15 protein-coding genes and 1 riboswitch are annotated in these 17,520 nt (G+C 71.4%); of the genes, 3 read left to right on the forward strand and 12 right to left on the reverse strand.

All coding sequences use genetic code 11. The features are described from left to right. Positions 1-25: 25 nt before the first annotated feature. The 3 genes from ITP53_RS15940 to ITP53_RS15950 all read right to left on the reverse strand — a co-directional run bounded on the left by ITP53_RS15940 (position 26) and on the right by ITP53_RS15950 (position 2,983). Positions 26-1,138 (reverse strand): epoxide hydrolase family protein, encoded by a 1,113-nt coding sequence (locus ITP53_RS15940; RefSeq protein ID WP_328814650.1) that lies wholly within the window; start codon positions 1,136-1,138, stop codon positions 26-28. Positions 1,139-1,328: 190 nt separating this feature from the next. Further along, positions 1,329-2,306, reverse strand: a complete 978-nt coding sequence (locus tag ITP53_RS15945) for an aldo/keto reductase (protein ID WP_195896170.1) — start codon at positions 2,304-2,306, stop codon at positions 1,329-1,331. Beyond that, positions 2,303-2,983, reverse strand: coding sequence for a PAS domain-containing protein (locus ITP53_RS15950; protein WP_236050854.1), 681 nt, complete (start codon positions 2,981-2,983; stop codon positions 2,303-2,305). Before ITP53_RS15950 ends, ITP53_RS15945 begins: the two co-directional genes overlap by 4 nt. Before the next feature lie 299 nt (positions 2,984-3,282). On the opposite strand from ITP53_RS15950, the gene ITP53_RS15955 reads away from it, so the two are divergent. After that, complete coding sequence (locus ITP53_RS15955; RefSeq protein WP_195896172.1) at positions 3,283-5,094, forward strand: glycoside hydrolase family 15 protein; 1,812 nt, start codon at positions 3,283-3,285, stop codon at positions 5,092-5,094. A 4-nt stretch (positions 5,095-5,098) separates the two neighbouring features. Here ITP53_RS15955 and ITP53_RS15960 read toward each other — a convergent pair whose 3' ends face one another. The 8 genes from ITP53_RS15960 to ITP53_RS15990 form a co-directional block, all read right to left on the reverse strand. Continuing rightward, positions 5,099-5,491 carry a VOC family protein gene (locus tag ITP53_RS15960; RefSeq protein WP_195896173.1) on the reverse strand — a complete coding sequence of 131 codons (393 nt, stop codon included), beginning with the start codon at positions 5,489-5,491 and terminating at the stop codon, positions 5,099-5,101. A gap of 46 nt (positions 5,492-5,537) precedes the next feature. Next, positions 5,538-7,619, reverse strand: a complete 2,082-nt coding sequence (locus ITP53_RS15965) for an iron ABC transporter permease (protein WP_195896174.1) — start codon at positions 7,617-7,619, stop codon at positions 5,538-5,540. Next, entirely contained in the window at positions 7,616-7,828 is a 213-nt protein-coding gene (locus ITP53_RS57490) for an ABC transporter substrate-binding protein (protein ID WP_236050855.1), read from the reverse strand. Before ITP53_RS57490 ends, ITP53_RS15965 begins: the two co-directional genes overlap by 4 nt. Before the next feature lie 2 nt (positions 7,829-7,830). Beyond that, positions 7,831-8,589, reverse strand: a complete 759-nt coding sequence (locus ITP53_RS15970; protein ID WP_236050856.1) for an ABC transporter substrate-binding protein — start codon at positions 8,587-8,589, stop codon at positions 7,831-7,833. Between the two features lie 150 nt (positions 8,590-8,739). Then, entirely contained in the window at positions 8,740-9,558 is an 819-nt protein-coding gene (locus ITP53_RS15975) for an ABC transporter ATP-binding protein (RefSeq protein WP_195896175.1), read from the reverse strand. A 33-nt stretch (positions 9,559-9,591) separates the two neighbouring features. Beyond that, a complete protein-coding gene (locus tag ITP53_RS15980) occupies positions 9,592-11,022 on the reverse strand; it encodes an amino acid permease (RefSeq protein WP_195896176.1) in 1,431 nt (476 codons plus the stop codon). 58 nt (positions 11,023-11,080) lie between these two features. After that, a complete protein-coding gene (locus tag ITP53_RS15985; protein WP_195896177.1) occupies positions 11,081-13,804 on the reverse strand; it encodes an MGH1-like glycoside hydrolase domain-containing protein in 2,724 nt (907 codons plus the stop codon). Positions 13,805-13,950: 146 nt separating this feature from the next. Continuing rightward, positions 13,951-14,760, reverse strand: a complete 810-nt coding sequence (locus ITP53_RS15990) for a hemerythrin domain-containing protein (RefSeq protein ID WP_236050857.1) — start codon at positions 14,758-14,760, stop codon at positions 13,951-13,953. A gap of 168 nt (positions 14,761-14,928) precedes the next feature. Here ITP53_RS15990 and ITP53_RS15995 point away from each other — a divergent pair, with 168 nt between their 5' ends. After that, positions 14,929-15,576, forward strand: a complete 648-nt coding sequence (locus ITP53_RS15995) for a class I SAM-dependent methyltransferase (RefSeq protein WP_195896178.1) — start codon at positions 14,929-14,931, stop codon at positions 15,574-15,576. A 6-nt stretch (positions 15,577-15,582) separates the two neighbouring features. Here the strand turns inward: ITP53_RS15995 and ITP53_RS16000 are convergent, their stop codons facing one another. Next, the gene (locus tag ITP53_RS16000; RefSeq protein WP_195896179.1) at positions 15,583-16,302 is read right to left on the reverse strand and encodes a glycoside hydrolase family 25 protein; all 720 of its coding nucleotides are present in this window, start codon (positions 16,300-16,302) and stop codon (positions 15,583-15,585) included. 12 nt (positions 16,303-16,314) lie between these two features. Next, positions 16,315-16,452: riboswitch (cyclic di-AMP (ydaO/yuaA leader) on the reverse strand. 171 nt (positions 16,453-16,623) lie between these two features. Here ITP53_RS16000 and ITP53_RS16005 point away from each other — a divergent pair. Beyond that, the gene (locus ITP53_RS16005) at positions 16,624-17,490 is read left to right on the forward strand and encodes an aldo/keto reductase (RefSeq protein WP_195896180.1); all 867 of its coding nucleotides are present in this window, start codon (positions 16,624-16,626) and stop codon (positions 17,488-17,490) included. The last annotated feature ends 30 nt before the right edge of the window (positions 17,491-17,520 follow it).

Consider the following 17,520-nt stretch of genomic DNA (forward strand, 5'->3'; position numbering starts at 1 on the left):
GGGTCAGGGCTCGCGGGCGGGCGGTTCAGTGCATGAAGAACGCGCGGACGTCGGCGACGAACGCCTCCGGCTGTTCCAGGGCGGCGAACGTGCCGCCCCGCTCGTGCTCCACCCAGCCGACGATGTTGTTGTCGCGCTCGGCGAAGCGGCGGATCGGCCGCAGGATGTCCTTCGGGAACACCGAGACCGACGTGGGCACCGTGGCGGGCTTGAGCTCCCATTCGACGCTGGTGTCCTGCTCGGTGTCCGGCGTCTCGGCGAAGGACCGGGCGGCCGAGCCGGCGGTGTTGGTCAGCCAGTAGAGCATGACCGTGGTGAGCAGCCGGTCGGTGTCGATCTCGGCGTCGCTCCACTCGTGGTAGACGCTCGCGAACCAGGCCAGCAGCGCGACCGGCGAGTCGGCCATCCCGTACGCGAACGTCTGCGGCCTGGCCGACTGGATCAGCTTGTAGCCGTACTGCTCGCTCTGGTAGCGCTCGCGGAAGGCCAGCCGCTCCTGCTCCACCTCGCTCAGGCCGTCGAACTCGCCGGGCGCGCCGATGGGGAAGCAGATGATGCCGTTGCCGTGCATGCCCACGACGCGTTCCGGGGCCAGCACGCCGACCTCGCGCGAGATCCACGTGCCCCAGTCGCCGCCCTGCACCCCGAAGCGCTCGTGGCCGAGTCTGGTCATGAGCTCCAGCCAGGCGCGGGCGACGCGGGTGGAGCCCCATCCGGTCTCATGGGTGGGCCCTGACAGGCCGAAGCCGGGGATGGACGGGATGACCAGGTGGAAGTCGCGGCTGAGCGGCTCGATCACGTCGAGGTATTCCACCGGCGAGCTGGGCCAGCCGTGGGTGATCAGCAGCGGCAGGGCGGCCGGGTCGGCGGAGCGGACGTGCAGGAAGTGGACCCGCTGCCCGTCGATGTCGGTGACGAACTGGTCGTGCCGGTTGAGCTCGGCCTGGGCGCGGGGCCAGTCGTAGCCGGTGCGCCAGTGCTCGACCAGCCCCTTGAGGTGGTCGAGCGGGACGCCGTAGCGCCAGCCGAGGCCGGGGACCTCGTCCGGCCAGCGCACCCGGTCGAGCCGCGCGCGCAGGTCGTCCAGGTCCTCCCTGGCGGTCTCGAGGCGGAAGGGCCGGATGCCGGTCAACGTCAAAGCATCTCCTCCAGAGTCGTCGTACGTTGTACCGTACAGTCTACGGTTCGCTCGACGCAAGGTGGCCGCGTTCGACGAGCCGCCGTCCGAGGAGTTCGAGGTACGCATCGCCGAACCGGGTGGGCGGTCGTGGACGCCCCTCTCGACCCCCCAGCCCTGACCACCCACGCCCGCGGGCGGTCTCAGCCGATCACTGTCGGAGGCGTGCGTCGAGGAGGCCCTCGCCGCGGAGGTCGGCCCACAACTGCTCGGGGATCCGCACACCGAAGGCCGAGACGTTGCGGCGTACCTCCTCGGCGGAGCGCATCCCGACCACGACGCCCGCCACGACGGGATGGCGCAGCGGGAACGCCATCGCCGCCGCCGGCAGCGGCACGCCGTGCGCCGCGCAGACGTCGGCGAGACGGTACGTACGCTTCAGCACCTCGTCGGAGGCCGGCATGTAGTCGTAGCGGGCCCCGGGCACGGGCCTGGGCGTGGCCAGCAGGCCGGAGTTGAAGACCGAGGCCGCGAGCACGGACACGCCGCGCCGCTCGCAGGCCGGGAACAGGTCGTCCAGTGCGCGTTGGTCCAGCAGGGTGTAGCGGCCGGACAACATCACGACGTCGACGTCGGCCTCTTCGACGAGCCTGGCCAGCTTGACGTTGTCGTACATCCCGGCGCCGATCGCCCCCACCACGCCTTCGGCGCGCAGCTCGGCCAGCGCCGGGTAGCCGTCGCGCAGCGCGGTCTCGAAATGCTCCTCGGCGTCGTGCAGGAACAGCGTGTCGATCCGGTCGACGCCCATGCGGGCGAGCGAGTCCTCGACACTGCGCCGTACGCCGTCGCGGGAGAAGTCCCACACCCGCCGGTACGCCGCCGGCACCTGGAAGCTCTCGTCCATGCGGTCCGCCGGGTCCTGCGGGACGAGCAGCCTGCCGACCTTCGTCGACAGGGTGAACTCCGCCCGCGCCTGCCGCTGGAGGAACTCGCCGATCCGGCGCTCCGAGGTCCCGATGCCGTAGTGCGGCGAGGTGTCGAAATACCGGATCCCGTGCTCCCAGGCCGCCGCCATCGCCCACGCGGCGGTGTCGTCGTCCAGCGGTTGGAACAGCCCGCCGAGCGGACCGCCGCCGAATCCCAGTTCCGTCACCTCGACCTGGGTGGAGCCGAGCCGATTTGTTCTCATCCAGCGATTCCTCCTCTGGCGTCACAGCGGGCCAAGGACCCCGAAACGCATGAAGCCAGGCTAGACGACCACGAACCTCGGCTCAGCGGCACGCTGGCGCAGCGGGATCGATCGTGGCATGAGGATCGTCGGCGCCCGCTCAGCCGCTGCCAGCCGGGACTCGGCTCGGTTATCCGGCCCAGGGGGTCGCCGACCCACACCACCTGCGTCTCCATCTGCAGGAGGTGCTGGAAGCGCTGCAGTGACCTGCGGTGACCCTCGGTGATGGAGCCGATCACCCGGGCCGAGGCGACCTGGTCGGTGATCTCCATGGCCACGATCAGCACGCCGTGCTCGCCGGCTTCGAGCGAGACCCTCGACAGACTCATCGAGGCGTACCGCTCCTCCCCGAGCATGGCGTGATCGCCGAACGCGAACGGGACCTTCTTCAGGCTGACCGCCTCTCCCGTCTTCAACACCTGGTCGAGCAGTGCGACGTAGCCCACCTTCCGGCGAAGGTCCCCGAACGTCTCGCGGACCGGCGACCCGAGTGGACGTTTCCCCACCATCTCCTCGGAAACGGCGTTCATGTAGACGAGACGGTGCTCTGGGCCGCTGCTCACGATCACGCCTACCGGAACGTGATCGAAGACGTCCAGCCGCAATCCCCCGGCCGTTCTCGTTACCCCGTCTTTCATTCGTGCCTTCCCCCCGGAACACGAACCGTCCCGTCAAGGACCCGTGCGCCGAGAGTATGTCCTGTTTTCGCCTATAAAGCGAACTATCGCACAGTTATCCCCCAGTAAGGTTTCAAGGCGGACACCCCGCGTCTAGGAGGGGCGGGGCACGGCACGGTCACTGCCGCGTTCGGTCACACGAGATCGCTGTCCGGCACCGCGGCGGCTCGGGCCCGGGAGTGAAGATCTGCGCCCTCTTGGCGAACAATAGACCATCTGACCTGCATGTTTGCCGCCATGGAGGCAAATAGGAAAGGATTATGACAGAAAGCGATGACCGGTATCTGTCGATCGGTGAGCACGGCCTGATCGGGGACCTGCGCACCGTGGCGCTCGTGGGCACCAACGGCACGATCGACTGGTACTGCTGCCCCAGGTTCGACTCGCCCAGCGTGTTCGCCTCGATCCTGGACGCGGAACGGGGCGGCTCGTTCGAGTTGTCGGCCGACATCCCGGCCACGACCAAGCAGTTCTACTTCCCCGACACCAACGTCCTGATCACCCGCTTCTTCGCCGTCGACGGGGTGGGCGAGATCCTGGACTTCATGCCCATCGCGGACGACTCCCGCGAGGCCGACAGGCACCGGCTGATCCGCCGGGTCACGTGCGTGCGCGGCAAGCTACCGTTCCGCGCCAGGATCGCGCCCCGATTCGACTACGCCCGCACCCCGCACACCGTCCACCAGCACGGATCCCGGACGACCTTCGCCTCGGAGCCGCTCTCCCTCGCGCTCTCCTCCAGCGTGCCGGTCGACACCGACGGGCGGGACGCCTGGGCCAGGTTCGAGCTCAAGGAAGGCGAGCACGCGGTCCTGGCGCTGGACCGGGTCGGCGAGGGGGTCCTGCCACGGGGCTGCGCGATCTCGGAGGCGGAGGACGAGTTCGCCGCCACCGTACGGTACTGGCGGCGCTGGCTGTCCGCCTCCCGCTACCGGGGCCGCTGGCGGGAGGTCGTGCACCGCTCCGCCCTCACGCTGAAGCTGCTCACCTACGCGCCGACGGGCGGAATCGTCGCCGCGCCCACGACCAGCCTGCCCGAGCGGTTCCTGGGCGGGCGCAACTGGGACTACCGCTACGTGTGGGTCCGCGACGCCGCGTTCTGCGTGTACGCGCTGCTCAGGCTGGGCTTCACCGGGGAGGCCGAGGCCTTCATGGGCTTCCTGTCCCAGCACATCCCGCTCGACCGCGCAGGGCCCACTGGCCCGCTGCAGATCATGTACGGCATCGACGGCCGCCCCGACCTGCCCGAGTACGAGTTGCGGCACCTGGAGGGCTACCGCGGCTCCGCGCCCGTACGCGTCGGTAACGCCGCCGCCGACCAGCTCCAGCTGGACATCTACGGGGCGCTCATCGACTCCATCTACCTCTACAACAAGTGGGGCAGCCCGATCTCCAGCGAGCGCTGGGACAACGTGTGCACGCTGGTCGACTGGGTCTGCCACAACTGGGACCAGCCCGACGAGGGCATCTGGGAGACCCGCGGCGGCCGCAAGAACTTCGTCTACTCGCGGCTGATGTGCTGGGTCGCCATCGAACGCGCCATGCGGATGGCCGCCCAGCGCGGCCTGCCCGCCGACATACCGACCTGGCGGCGGGCCCGCGACGCCATCTACCACGAGATCATGTCCCGCGGCTGGTCGGGCAAGCTGCAGGCGTTCGTCCAGCACTTCGACGAGGACGTCCTGGACTCCTCCCTCCTGATGATGCCGCTGGCCAAGTTCGTCTCGCCCACCGACCCCAAGTGGCTGTCCACCCTGGACGCCCTCGGCCGCGGCCTGGTCTCCGACTCGCTGGTCTATCGCTATGACCCGATGGCCAGCCCGGACGGGCTTGAGGGCCCGGAGGGCACGTTCTCGATCTGCTCCTTCTGGTACGTCGAGGCCCTGGCCCGCGCCGGCCGCGTCGACGAGGCCAGGCTGGCCTTCGAGAAGATGCTCACGTACGCCAACCACGTCGGCCTGTACGCGGAGGAGATCGGGCACACCGGCGAGCAGCTCGGCAACTTCCCGCAGGCCATCACGCACCTGGCGCTCATCAGCGCGGCCTTCAACCTGGACCAGGCCCTGGGGTGAGGCGTCAGGGGGCGCGCTGGTCGCGCCGCAGGGGGTGGTCGGACGGGATCTGCACCAGGACGATGCGATGGCCGTCGGGATCGGCGATCCACGACTCGATGAGCCCCCACGGCTCGACGCGGGCCTCGCGCAGCACGCTGACGCCCGCCTGCCGCAGGCGCTCCTCCTCGCGCGCCACGTCGCGCACCTGGAGCCAGAGCGACACCCCCGGGGCGGCGCCGTCGCCGGAGTGCCCGGAGACCTCCAGGAACCCCTGGCCCAGGAAGAAGACCACGCCCGGGTGGTCGGGCGGGCCGAACTCCCTGTAGATCGCCAGCCCGAGCGTCTCGGCGTAGAAGCGGCGGCTGCGCGCCAGATCGTAAGGACGCAACAACACGCGGCTGCTCAGTACCTCCATGCCGGACCTGTTCCCCGCGAACCCGCCGCGAACGCGCGCGGCGTCCTCAGCGCGCGCCGGCGCGGGAGCGCCACAGCAGCCAGACGAAGTACGGCGTGCCGATCAGCGCGGTGACCAGCCCGGCGGGCACCTGGGCAGGGGCGATGACGGTCCGGCCCAGGGTGTCGGCCAGGCTGACCAGGAGGGCGCCGAGCAGGGCGGCGACCGGTAGCGCGCGGGAGTGCCTGCCGCCGGCCAGGGCGCGGGCGGCGTGCGGGGCGATCAGGCCGACGAAGCCGACCACGCCGACGGCGGCGACCGCGGTGGCGGTCAGCAGCACCGCGCCGCCGAGCGCGGCCAGCCGTACCGGCTCCAGCGGGATGCCGAGGACGCGCGGGGTGTCCTCGTCCAGGGCCAGCAGGTCCAGGTCGCGGCGGAGCCAGACGATCAGCGGGAGCACCAGGAGCAGCGCCAGTGCGACCGGGATGAGCTGGACCGGCACGCGGCCGTAGGTCGAGCCGGACAGCCAGGTCAGGGCCATGGCGGTGTTCCACGGGTCGGCCTTGACGATGATCAGCACGGTGACGGCGGTGCAGGCGGCCTGCACGCCGACGCCGATCAGCACGAGCCGGTCCGAGCTGAGCCCGCCGCGCCAGGACAGCAGGTACACCACGGTGAAGGCGGCCAGCGCCCCCGTGCCCGCCGCGGCGGACATCGACCAGATCCCCGCGAGCGGCACGAAGGCCAGCAGCGAGATCGCGCCGACGCCGGCGCCCGCGGTGACGCCCAGAACGCCCGGCTCAGCGAGCGGGTTGCGGCACGCCGCCTGGACGGCGGTGCCCGCCACGGCCAGCGCGGCGCCGGCCAGCACCGCGGCCAGCACGCGGGGGTAGCGCTGGTCGAGCACGTACGTGAGCGCGCGTCCCGTCCTGCCCTGCAGCCAGTTCGCCACGTCGCCGCCGAGCACCCAGGTGTCGCCGCCGAGCAGGCCGACCAGCACCGCCCCTGCCAGCAGGACGGCGCAGACCACCACGATGGCCAGGTGACCGGCGCGGGAACGGACGGCTCCGGTGCGTACGGCGGGCGGCTGCCGGGTGGGCCCGACGTCGCGGTAGCGGCGGGCCAGCCACACCATCACGCCCGCGCCCAGCAGTGTGGTCACCACGCCGGGCGGCACGTCCACCCCGGCCTGGCCGCCCAGCACGGCACGCAGCACGATGTCGGAGCCCAGCACGACGAGCACCCCGGTCAGCCCCGACAGCGGCAGCAGGCTGCGGTGACGGTGCAGGCCGGGAACGGAGGAGGGCAGCAGCCGTACGATCACCGGCGCGCACAGCCCGACGAACCCGATCGGCCCCGCGATGGTCACCGCGGCGGCCGACAGCACGACGGCGAGCAGGGTGAGCCACAGCCGCAACCGCCGGGCGTTCACGCCGAGCACCGCGGCCGTGTCGTCGCCCAGGCCGAGGATGTCCAGCCGTGGCCCGGCCAGCATCCCAGCCGCCAGGGCCAGCGCGATCACCGGCCCGAGCTGGGTGACGGCGTCGAGGTCGCTCTGCACCAGCGACCCGCTCCCCCAGGCGAACAGGCCGGTGGTCTGCTGCTCGAAGAGGATCATGACCAGGTTGGTCAGCGAGCCGAGCGCGAGCGCGGTGGCCGAGCCTGCCAGGATCAGCCGCGTGGTGCCGGTACGACCGCCCGCCGACAGCGCCAGCACGAGCGCGGCGGCGGCGAGCCCGCCGAGGAAGGCCAGCCCGCCGGAGATCGGCACGGGCAGCGTCAGCCCGAACGCGGCGGCCGTCGCGACCGCCAGGTAACCGCCGGCGCTGACGGCCAGCGTGTCCGGCGAGGCCATCGGGTTGCGGGCGATCGACTGCAGCAGCGCACCGGCGACGCCCAGGGCGACCCCGACCGCGACGCCGGCCAGCAGCCTGGGCAACCGGGAGGCCAGGAGCACCCGGGCGGCCTCGTCGCTCCCGCCGAACGGCAGCCGCAGCAGGTCGAGCGCGCCCACGGAAGAGGTGCCCTGCGTCACGTGGACGGCGGCGACCAGGACGGTGGCCGCCAGCGCGAGCAGGAGGACCCCGGCGGTCCCCAGCCGCCGCAGCGGCGTGACGGGCGGCGCTGGGGTGAGTGCCTGCGTGCTCAACCCGCGTACGCCTGGACGAGGGCCTCTGCGTACTGCTCGCACGACAGCGGCCCGCCGAACGTCCAGATGCCCGCGGGCAGCTTGGTGACCTGCTGCTTGGCCACGAACGGCAACGACTTCCAGATGGCGTTGCCCGCCAGCCCGTCGGCGAACACGTCGACGCCGTCGGAGGCGTTGTAGAAGAAGCGCGTGTCCGGGTCCTTGAGCACGGTCAGGCCCTCGACGTCGGTGTTGCCCAGGCCCCGACCTCGTCCACCTTCCCGGTCCACGCGTTCTTCAGTCCGAGCCGGCCGGCCACCTGGGAGACGAGCGAGCCCTGCCCGAACGGGCGGATCGAGATCGTGCTGCCCTCCTTCCATCCATCGGCCATGACGAACGCCCGCCCGGCCGCCCCCGCGGCGGCGATCCGCTCCTTGCCGTCCGCCAGCGCCGCGTCCAGGTCGGCCAGGAGGCCGGTCGCCTCGGTGGTCTTGCCGACGGCGGTGGCGATCATGGTGAGGTCCGCGCTCATGCGCTTGAGGTCGTCGCCCGCGTCGGCCCCCTTGGTCACCAGCACCGGCACGAACTTCTCCAGTTGCGGGACCAGCGCGGAGTCGCGTGCGGCCTGCATGACGACGAGGTCGGGCTGGAGTGCGGCGATGGAGTCGACGCTCGGCTCCTGCCGGTTGCCGACGTCCTTGACGGAGGGGTCGAGCTTGGCGGCCGTGTTCCAGGTGGCGTAGCCCTTCACGTCGGCGGCGCCGACGGGCATGACGCCGAGTGAGGCCAGCATCTCGGTCTCGCCCCATTCCAGGCTCACCACCCTGGTGGCCGGGCGGTCGAGCTTGACCTGCCGGCCGAGGGAGTCGGTGACGGTGACGGGGGCGGCCGTGCCGCCGGAGGTCGCCGGCTCGGGAGCGGCGGTCTCTGTCGTGCCGCAGGCGGCGAGGGCGAAGATGGCCGCGGCGAGAACCGCCAGGGGGCTGCGCATGGTCGTTCCTGTCATGTCGTGACTTGTCAGGTCGGGGCTGTGGCCGGTCACTGAGGCCGGCTCAGGCCGGGGGCTCAGGTCGTGGATCAAGGCGAGGGCTCAGGCCGGTGGCTCAAGCCGGTGGCTCAAGCCGGGGATCAGGTCGAGGGCTCAGGTCGGGGCGGGGACGCTTCTGGTGTGCCGGCCGATCGGGCGGGTGCTCACCGTTCCCGTCCTGGGGTCGTGGGTGACCTCGATGCGGATGCCGTACGCGGCGCTGAGCAGCTCCTCGGTGAGTACCTCGGCGGGCGGGCCGTCGGCGCGGACGCGGCCGTCGCACAGGAGCACGACGTGGTCGGCGAGCTCGGCCGCCTGGTTGAGGTCGTGCAGGACGACGCCGATGGCGACGCCGTGCTCGTCGGCCAGGTCGCGGACGAGCTCCAGCAGCTCCACCTGGTAACGCAGGTCGAGGAACGTGGTCGGCTCGTCCAGCAGCAGGACGGCGGTGTCCTGGGCCAGACAGGTGGCCAGCCACACGCGTTGCAGCTCGCCGCCGGACAGCTCGTCGACCGGGCGCCCGGCCATCGCCGTCACGCCGGTCAGCTCCATCGCCCGCACGACGGCCTCCGTCCCCTCGGGGTCCCCCGCCTTCCAGCGTCCCCGGTACGGGTGCCGCCCGTAGCCGACGACGTCACGTACGTGCACGCCGCCCGGCGTGGGACGGCTCTGCGCCAGCAGCGTGACCCGCCGGGCGAAGTCGCGGGCCGACAGGTCCTGCGCGGGGGTGCCGTCGCCCAGCGTCACCGTGCCCGCGTCGGGCCGGTGCAGCCGGGCCAGCGCGCGCAGCAGGGTGGACTTGCCGCTGCCGTTCGGCCCGACGAGCGCGGTCACGCGTCCGGGCCGCAGGGCGATGCGGCCGTCCTCCACCACGGTGACGCCGTGATAGCCGAGCCGCAGGCCTTCGCCGCGCAGCGAGATCTCCTCAGTCACGAAGATTAGGTTAGGCTACCCTTGCCAACGAGGCTACCCCGGGTCCTCCGGTAGATCCTGTTCGGGACGTGAGGCCACGGAAAGGAGCGAGTGTCGTCTGCTGTACGCGAAGTAGATGACCAGGCCGATCGCGAACCATATGGCGAACCGCAGCCACGTCACCGGATCCAGGAAGGTGATCAGCCAGATCGAGAAGACCACCCCGATGGCCGGCACCACCGGCATGCCTGGCGTGCGGAACGAGCGGGGCAGATCGGGCTGCCGGTAGCGGAGCACGATCACCGCCGCGCACACGACCACGAACGCCAGCAGGATCCCGATGTTCGTCAGCTCGGCCGCCTGCCGGATCGGCAGGAACCCGGCGATCAGCGCCGAGGCGACGCCGACGATCCAGGTGACCCGCGAGGGCACCCGCCGCACTGGGTGCAGCTTGGCGAACCAATGCGGCAGCAGCCCGTCCCGACTCATCGAGAACCAGACCCGGGTCACGCCCAGCATGAACGTGAACATGACGGTGAGGATGCCGACGATGGCCCCCACCGCGATCACGGACGCCAGCCCGGACAGCCCGACCGCGGCGAACGCCGAGGAGAAGCCGCTCTCCGGGTCGATCTCCCGGTAGTTCTGCATGCCGGTGAGCACGAGCGTGGCCAGCACGTACAGCACCATGGAGATGGCCAGCGAGTAGACGATCGCCTTCGGCATGTGCCGCTGCGCGTCCCGCGACTCCTCGGCCGCCGTGCTCATCGCGTCGTAGCCGAACACCGCGAAGAACACGGTGGCGGCTCCGGTGATCGCGCCGCCGATCCCGTACGGGAAGAACGGCGTGTAGTTCGCGGTGCTGATGTGGAAGAAGCCGACCACGATCACCAGCAGCACGACGGCGACCTTGATGCCCACCACGAACGTCTCGAACCTGGCGGCGGCGCGGATGCCGAGGTTCAGCAGGAAGGCGATGAGCAGGCACAGGACCACCGCGAACAGGTCCACCACGCGGCCGTCCCCCGTACCTGGCGCGCCGAGCATCCACGCGGGCAGCCCGGCCCCGAGTTGCTGGACCAGGAAGCCGAAGTAGCCGGAGATGCCGATGGCCACGACCGCGACGATCGCGGTGTACTCCAGCAGCAGGTCCCAGCCGATGAACCAGCCGACCACCTCCCCCAGGACCGCGTAGCCGTAGGTGTAGGCGGACCCGGCCTTCGGGATCATGCCCGCGAACTCGGCGTACGAGAACGCCGCGGCGGCGCTGGCCACCCCCGCGATGAGGAACGACACCAGCACCGCCGGCCCCGCGGTCTCGTTGGCGACCGCGCCGGCCAGGGCGAAGATGCCCGCGCCGATGATGCCGCCCACGCCGATGGCCGTGAGCTGCCACAGCCCGAGCGACCTGGCCAGCTCGCCCTCGTGCTCGGTGGCGATCTGCTCCACCGGTTTGCGCCTGAAGACGCCTCGCGAAGTGACCATGAGGCCCCCACCGCCGATCGTCGACTCCGTGCGTCCGCCCTTCCCGCGTGAAGCCGCTCTAAGCACGGAGGGCTACCCGGCCCGGCCCTCCAGTCCGGCGATGGCGATGGTCCTCCTGGCTGCCGGTCCCGGCGAACGAGCCGGCCGTCACCATGCTGATCGCGTCCGCCGACGACGGTCCGGCGGGCCCGGCGACCAGGCCGAAGAACGGCCGCGTGCCGCTGCCCGCGAACCGGCCGCCGCCGGCCGCGATCGCCGGCGCGTCCTCGCCGCCTTCCGGCCGGTACACGGTGTAGCCCGCCGAGGTGTCGGTGGTGAAGTCGTCCCGTGCCTCCGTCTTCGGGTAGGCGGCCGGGTCCAGCGCGATCTCCACCTGCGCGTACGTGCTCGCGGCTCGCGCCGACCGGTCGTAGGCCGCGAAGGCGCGCACCGTATGGACGTCGGGGCGCGGCGCGGTCCCCGGCGGCGGCGACACCAGCCAGCGGACCGCGAACTCGCCGCCCGGCCGCACCACCGGCGTCTCCGCGCGCCCGACCGGCTCGGCGGACCAGCCCGGCGGCACCGCCAGCTCGGTCCGCACCCGGGTGGCGGGCCTGCGCCCGTGGTTGGCGAAGGTGGTGGTCACCTCGGCGGGCGCGCCGGGGCGTACCTGCTCGGTGACGGCCACCCCCAGCGCGGTGTCGCCCGCGGCGGGCGACCACGCCTGCAGCTCGGTGACGCCGACGTACGCGCCGGGCGGGTTGCCGAACACCAGCCGGATCCGGGTCGTGGTCAGGGCCGGGAACGTGATCCGGTTCAGCGCCGCGCCGGCCGGCCGCTCCGGCGTGCGCGCCTGGCCAGGCACCTCCCGCCACGCCGCGCCGTCCCAGTACTCCAGCCGGTACGACGCCGGCGCCCGCACCCCGCCTCCGTCGTCGTAGGTGTGGAACCGCACGTCGCTCACCTCGGTCGGCACGCCGAAGTCCACGCCGAGATGGTCTTCGGGGTTCGGCGAGCGGTAGTTGGTCCACCGGCTGTGCGGGATGTCGTCGTAGAAGATCCGGCCGTCCACGGCGTCCCACACGTCGTCGATGCCGTTCGTGTACGACGCGAACGGCCTGGGGTAGCCGGTGCCGTACGGGTTGGCGGCGTCGTTGCCCGGCCGGGAGGAGCGGTCCGGCGGGACGGCGGCCGGGACCCGGGCGGCCAGCTCGCCGAGCCCGGTCCGCGCGGCGGCGAGCCGGCCGTCCACGTAGAGGCGCAGACCCGCGCCGCGGTCGTATCTGGTGCCGTCGCGGTCCCACAGGACCGTCACGTTGTGCCCGTGGTAGGGCACGTTCTCCAGCGCGAAGTGGTCCCAGCCGGCCGGGACGAGCGGGTTCACCACGACCTCGCCGCCGGCCTGCGGGCGCAGCCCGATGAGGCCGCTGATCACCAGGTCGTTGAAGGTGGAGTGGTTGTAGTGCTCGCTGTGCCCCCGGCCGTCGTAGATCCAGCGCGGCTCGTCGGGGTGGTGCGCCTCGGCGACGTACGGTCGGCCGTCCTTGTACTGGGTGCGGGCGTACCCGCGCAGCACCTGGTAGTAGTCGGCGGCGGTGACCACGTCCTGGTCGCGGTCGTTGAGCAGGTTGGCCATCGCGGTGAGCGTGGTCGAGGTGGAGTAGGGCCAGCTCGGGCCGTTCCAGCGGCAGCAGCCGGTCAGCGCGTCACGCATGAACAGCGGGCTGCGCCGCTCGGCGGTGGCCGGTCCGTACGGCGCGGCGAACCCCTGCGGGTCGAGCAGTTGCGCCCACGCCCGCTCGGTGCCGGGCTCGGCCATGCCGAACGCCCACGGCACGAACCCGATCTGCTCCCTGGTCGACACCAGCTTCCGCTCGGGATCCAGGTCGGCGCGGGCCTTGTGGTAGAAGAACGACCGCTCGGGGTCCCACAGGTGGCGGTGCAGCGCCTCGCGCAGCGATCCCGCCCGCCGCTCGAACGTCCTGGCGAGGGCCTGGTCGCCGCGCATCCTGGCGACGGCCGCGATGGCCTTGGCGTCGCCGTACTGGTAGGCGTTCAGTGTCGGCCGGTAGCCCGCGCCTCCGTGGTACGGGTCGGCCGGGTCGGTCTCGTAGGAGGAGGCGGTGTACTCCATCGCGTCCCACACCGGGACCGACCAGTACAGGCCCAGGTCCTCGTCGTACTGGCCGCCCCACTTGTCGTACTGGCGGACCAGGTCGGGCAGCAGGTCCTCGACGAAGGACGCGTCGCCGGTGACCAGGTAACGCTGGTAGGCCGCGTCGGCCGCCCACCACGCGTACTGGTGCGCCCAGTCGTCGGTGTCCTCGTTGACGTAGTCCTCCTTCGGCTTGGGTCCCGCGCCGGGGCCCTGGAGCCAGTAGGTGAGGTAGTCGTCGATCGGGCGGGTGTCGCGCAGCCAGCGGCCCTCGTACACGTGGTGGCCGGCGGCGGCGGCGATGCCGCCGAGCGGGGCGGCGTAGCCGGGGGCGTTGTGGAACTCGGTGATGATGTCGCCGGTCGTGGTGTCGGTGTAGCGGATGTGCCGCTTCAAGGTGCTCCAGCGGTAGTAGTAGACGTCCTGGATCTCCTGGTCGGGCACCTCCAGGAACGGGATGTTGGCCTCGTACCACTCCGGCTCGGCGTAGCCCGTCAGCAGCGCGCGGTGGTCGAGGACCGCGGTGCCCCTGCCGACCTCCGGGTACGCAGGCGGCGGTGTCCGGGTGGCGCTCGCCTGGCCGGGGATCACGATGGCCGGCGCGACCAGCGTCACGAGCGCCGCGAGGGCCGCAGCCGTGCGTCTCATGGTCACCTCAAGCGTTCTCGGGGGTGACGGCACCCGGCCTGCTCAGATCCGATCGGACATATCCGACCGAACCTGACCGATATTGCTCAACTATCGACCACTATCGAGCGAAAGGCAAGATCCCTCAGTGTGCGCCTGGCGGCCCCTCATCCGCGCGGGGTGAACTGGGCGAGGTTGTAGATGCCGAGGCGCTTCTCGATGTCGGCGACCTGGTTGACGACGCCGGTGAAGCCCGCCGCGCCGAACCTGCGGTGCTCCTCGTCCTCGAAGATCTCGGCCATGTCCAGGAACTCCTTGGGCGGGACGACGTCACGCAGGGCGGGGAAGACGACGGTGTCCTCGCGGGCCTCGTGCGGCTCGTACATCCGGATGAACGCGTTCATGTCGGCGACGAGGCCCTGACGGGGTGAGCGGGTCGGCCTGGGGGTGACCGGCGGGCTCTCCCTGGGCGCCGCTCTGCCGGTGGCGTCGATGATGCGGCTGGTCACCAGACGTCCGCGCTGGTGCTGCAGCACGAGTACGGGGACCACGTCGGTCAGCTTGCCCGCCTTGACCAGGCGCGGGAACACGTACCGCTCCTCCAGGCGCTCGTGGTACTCCTCGATGAAGCTGCGGATGATGCGCGCGCCGGCGTTCAGCTCCTGGTAGGGGGCCGCTTCGCCGACCTCGAGCCGCCTGATGCCCTCCCGGTAGATCAGCAGGATCCGTTTGAGCACGCCGTGCTCGCGCATCAGATCCTCCGGCGGCGTGACCGGCACCTCGTCCTCAGCGCCCGGCGTACCGGCCGGCGGCGACACGGCGGTGCCCGCGCCCAGCACCGCGTCCATGCCCGGGGCGCTCGCGCAGCCCGCCACGACCAGACCGCCCGCGAGCGCGGCCGGCACCCCCAGCAGCTCGCGCCGGCGCATCGCCGGCGGCTGCTCGGCGCACCTTCCGTCGTCCTCCACCGCCATCATCACCCGTCCTCTTCGTCCGCGCGGCCACATCCTGTCTCCAGGGCCTTCCCGCAGGCCGGTAATCAGAGGTGGCCGAAGCGGTAATGCTTGTCCCAGAGCGGGCGGCCGCCGATCCGCTCGTTGACTCCCTCCGGCGAGCGCACTATCCATACATCTGAGGAGGCAACCATGGGACTGGGGAAACTGCTGCACGACCACGCGGAGCACGCCGACGGGGGCGGCACCATCGATCGCCCGCGGGCGTACGAGATCTTCGCCTCGATCGGCTTCCTTGGCGGCCGGCGGGCGGCCTTCACCCGCGTGGCCACCGCGGCCCGTCCGCGGCCCGGGGACCGGGTCCTGGACGTGGGCTGCGGCACCGGCTATCTCAGCCGGATCCTCGCCCCGGTCGTCACGCCCGGCGGCCACGTGACCGGCGTCGACCCGTCGCCCGCGATGATCGGCTACGCCACCCGGCACGCTCCCGAGAACTGCGCGTACGTGCTCGGCGAGGGCCAGCGGCTGCCGTTCCCCGACGGCTCGTTCGACCTGGTGGTGTCCAGTCTCGCCGTGCACCACATGCCCGCCGGCGACCGGCCGGAGGCGCTGCGCCAGATGTTCCGGGTGCTGCGGCCGGGCGGGCGGCTGCTCGTCGCCGAGTTCCGCCCGCCGGCCCATCGCCTGGCCAGGCACGTCGTCGGAGCGCTCTCGGGGCCCGCCATGCGGCACGACCCCCGTGACCTGCTGGGCAGCATGATCCCTGATGCCGGTTTCCAGGTGGAGTCGGAGGGTGAGCTGCCGTACCTGCTGTACCACGTACGCGCCAGGCGGCCGTAGGTACGGCTACGCGCGAACCTCCACCTTGCGGCCCAGGGCGCGGAGTTCGTCCAGGCTCACGGAGGAGACGTTCTGGTCCACCGGGGAGTCGCTGTACTGGTGGATGACCCACTTCTTCCACGGCGCGGGCGCGGCGACCGTGCCCCTGGCCTCGTTGTAGTTGGCGACCCAGAGCGGGTACTCGCCGAGGCCCTGGCCGTACTCGCTGGCGAAGTTCCAGCTGGAGTAGAACATCGGGGTGACCCCGGTCTTGTCCTTCACCCGCTCCAGCCACTTCTTGGCCCAGGCGTTGACGTCGGCGCCGGACCGGCCGTCGGCCGTCTCCAGGTCCAGGACCAGGAGGTCGCCGGTCCTGGCCGGCTGCTCGTTCACCACGGACAGGAAGAAGTCGGCCTCTTCCACGGGGTCGTTGGCCGGATGGCCGTAGTGGTAGGCGCCGCGCACGATGCCGTGCCCGGCCAGCTCAGCCCAGTGACGAGCGAAGGAGTCGTCGGTGAAGTCGGTGCCCTCGGTCGCCTTGACGATGCCGAATTTCGCGCCGCTGGCGGCCCAGTCGTGCGTCGCCTGGTAGTGGGAGGCGTCCTGGCCGTAGACCAGGTCGTCGGCCCCCGCGTACGCGGGGGCGGTGGTGGCGGTGGCGACGGCGACCAGGGCGGCCATGGCCGCGATGGCGGCGTACTTGCGCGTGACGCGCCGGATGGGGGTCTTGCAGTCGTGATCGGGCATGGGTGGGGGCTCTCCTTGCTTCCCTACCGCTTACCGGGTTAGCTGACGGGTTCGGGCGAGGAAGCTGCCCTACTGCACCTTGGTGCCGATTCACCCCATGGGGGCTTGGGTCCCCGGTTCCGCTCGCGGCGGACTCAGCGGTCACAGGCGTACCTGTGATGGTGATCAGAGTATTAAACAGACAAACCCACGGCATATACCGTGAATGCCGCAGAAACTAATACATCAGACAAGCGGTTGACAAGTGGGTAAATATTGAGTCAATTGGACAAACCTCTCCCGACTTGACCTGGAGTGCACTCCAGCAGACAGGGTTGTCCCATGCACAACGCCACGCGCGCACGCGCCCTCGGCAGCCACCAGGTCAGCGCCATCGGACTCGGCGCGATGCCCATGTCGGTGGCCGGACACATGCCCGACGAGGCCCAGTCGATCCGGACGATTCTCGCGGCACTGGACGCCGGCATCACCCTGATCGACACGGCCGACGCCTACGCCCCCTCGCACAGGGACGTCGGCCACAACGAACGCCTCGTCGCCCGCGCCCTGTCCCTGTGGGGCGGGGACGCGAGCACCGTGGTGGTCGCGACCAAGGGCGGACACACCCGTAAGCCCGGCGGCTGGGACGTCGACGGCAGCCCGTCGTACCTCAAGGAGGCCTGCGACCGCTCGCTCAAGGCCCTCGGCGTGGACAGCATCGGCCTCTACCAGCACCATCGCCCCGACCCGGGGGTGCCGTACGAGGAGACCATGGGGGCCCTGAAGGACCTGCACGACGCCGGCAAGATCCAGATGGCCGGCATCTCGAACGCGAACCCGGAGCAGATCAGGCTCGCCCACGACATCCTCGGCGACCGCCTGGTGAGCGTCCAGAACGAGTACTCTCCGCGCTTCCGCTCCAGCGAGCCCGAGATCGACGTCTGCGCCGAGCTCGGCCTGGCGTTCCTCCCCTGGTCGCCGCTGGGCGGCATCAGCCGGCACGGCGAGCTGGGCGCGCGGGGCGACGCCTTCACCGAGATCGCCGGCGCGCACGGCGTCTCCCGCCAGCAGGTCTGCCTCGCCTGGGAGCTGGCCCGCAGCCCCGTGGTCATCCCCATCCCCGGCGCCAGCCGCCCGGAGACCATCCTCGACTCCATCGGCGCCGCCACCCTGGAACTGAGCGAGGAGGAGCTCGCCCGCCTCGGCTGACCCCCCAGCCCGCCGCCGTCCCCGCAAAGA

The sequence above is a fragment of the Nonomuraea cypriaca genome (genome assembly GCF_015645445.1).
Classification (GTDB): Bacteria; Actinomycetota; Actinomycetes; order Streptosporangiales; family Streptosporangiaceae; genus Nonomuraea; species Nonomuraea cypriaca.

Excerpts from the sequence above, each read along its gene's own strand:
- ITP53_RS16005 (WP_195896180.1), top strand. The coding sequence starts at position 16,624 with ATGCACAACGCCACGCGCGCACGCGCCCTCGGCAGCCACCAGGTCAGC.
- ITP53_RS15960 (WP_195896173.1), bottom strand. The coding sequence starts at position 5,491 with ATGGAGGTACTGAGCAGCCGCGTGTTGTTGCGTCCTTACGATCTGGCG.
- ITP53_RS15970 (WP_236050856.1), bottom strand. The coding sequence starts at position 8,589 with ATGCGCAGCCCCCTGGCGGTTCTCGCCGCGGCCATCTTCGCCCTCGCC.
- ITP53_RS15985 (WP_195896177.1), bottom strand. The coding sequence starts at position 13,804 with ATGAGACGCACGGCTGCGGCCCTCGCGGCGCTCGTGACGCTGGTCGCG.
- ITP53_RS15955 (WP_195896172.1), top strand. The coding sequence starts at position 3,283 with ATGACAGAAAGCGATGACCGGTATCTGTCGATCGGTGAGCACGGCCTG.
- ITP53_RS16000 (WP_195896179.1), bottom strand. The coding sequence starts at position 16,302 with ATGCCCGATCACGACTGCAAGACCCCCATCCGGCGCGTCACGCGCAAG.
- ITP53_RS15990 (WP_236050857.1), bottom strand. The coding sequence starts at position 14,760 with ATGATGGCGGTGGAGGACGACGGAAGGTGCGCCGAGCAGCCGCCGGCG.
- ITP53_RS15945 (WP_195896170.1), bottom strand. The coding sequence starts at position 2,306 with ATGAGAACAAATCGGCTCGGCTCCACCCAGGTCGAGGTGACGGAACTG.
- ITP53_RS15995 (WP_195896178.1), top strand. The coding sequence starts at position 14,929 with ATGGGACTGGGGAAACTGCTGCACGACCACGCGGAGCACGCCGACGGG.
- ITP53_RS15980 (WP_195896176.1), bottom strand. The coding sequence starts at position 11,022 with ATGGTCACTTCGCGAGGCGTCTTCAGGCGCAAACCGGTGGAGCAGATC.
- ITP53_RS15950 (WP_236050854.1), bottom strand. The coding sequence starts at position 2,983 with ATGAAAGACGGGGTAACGAGAACGGCCGGGGGATTGCGGCTGGACGTC.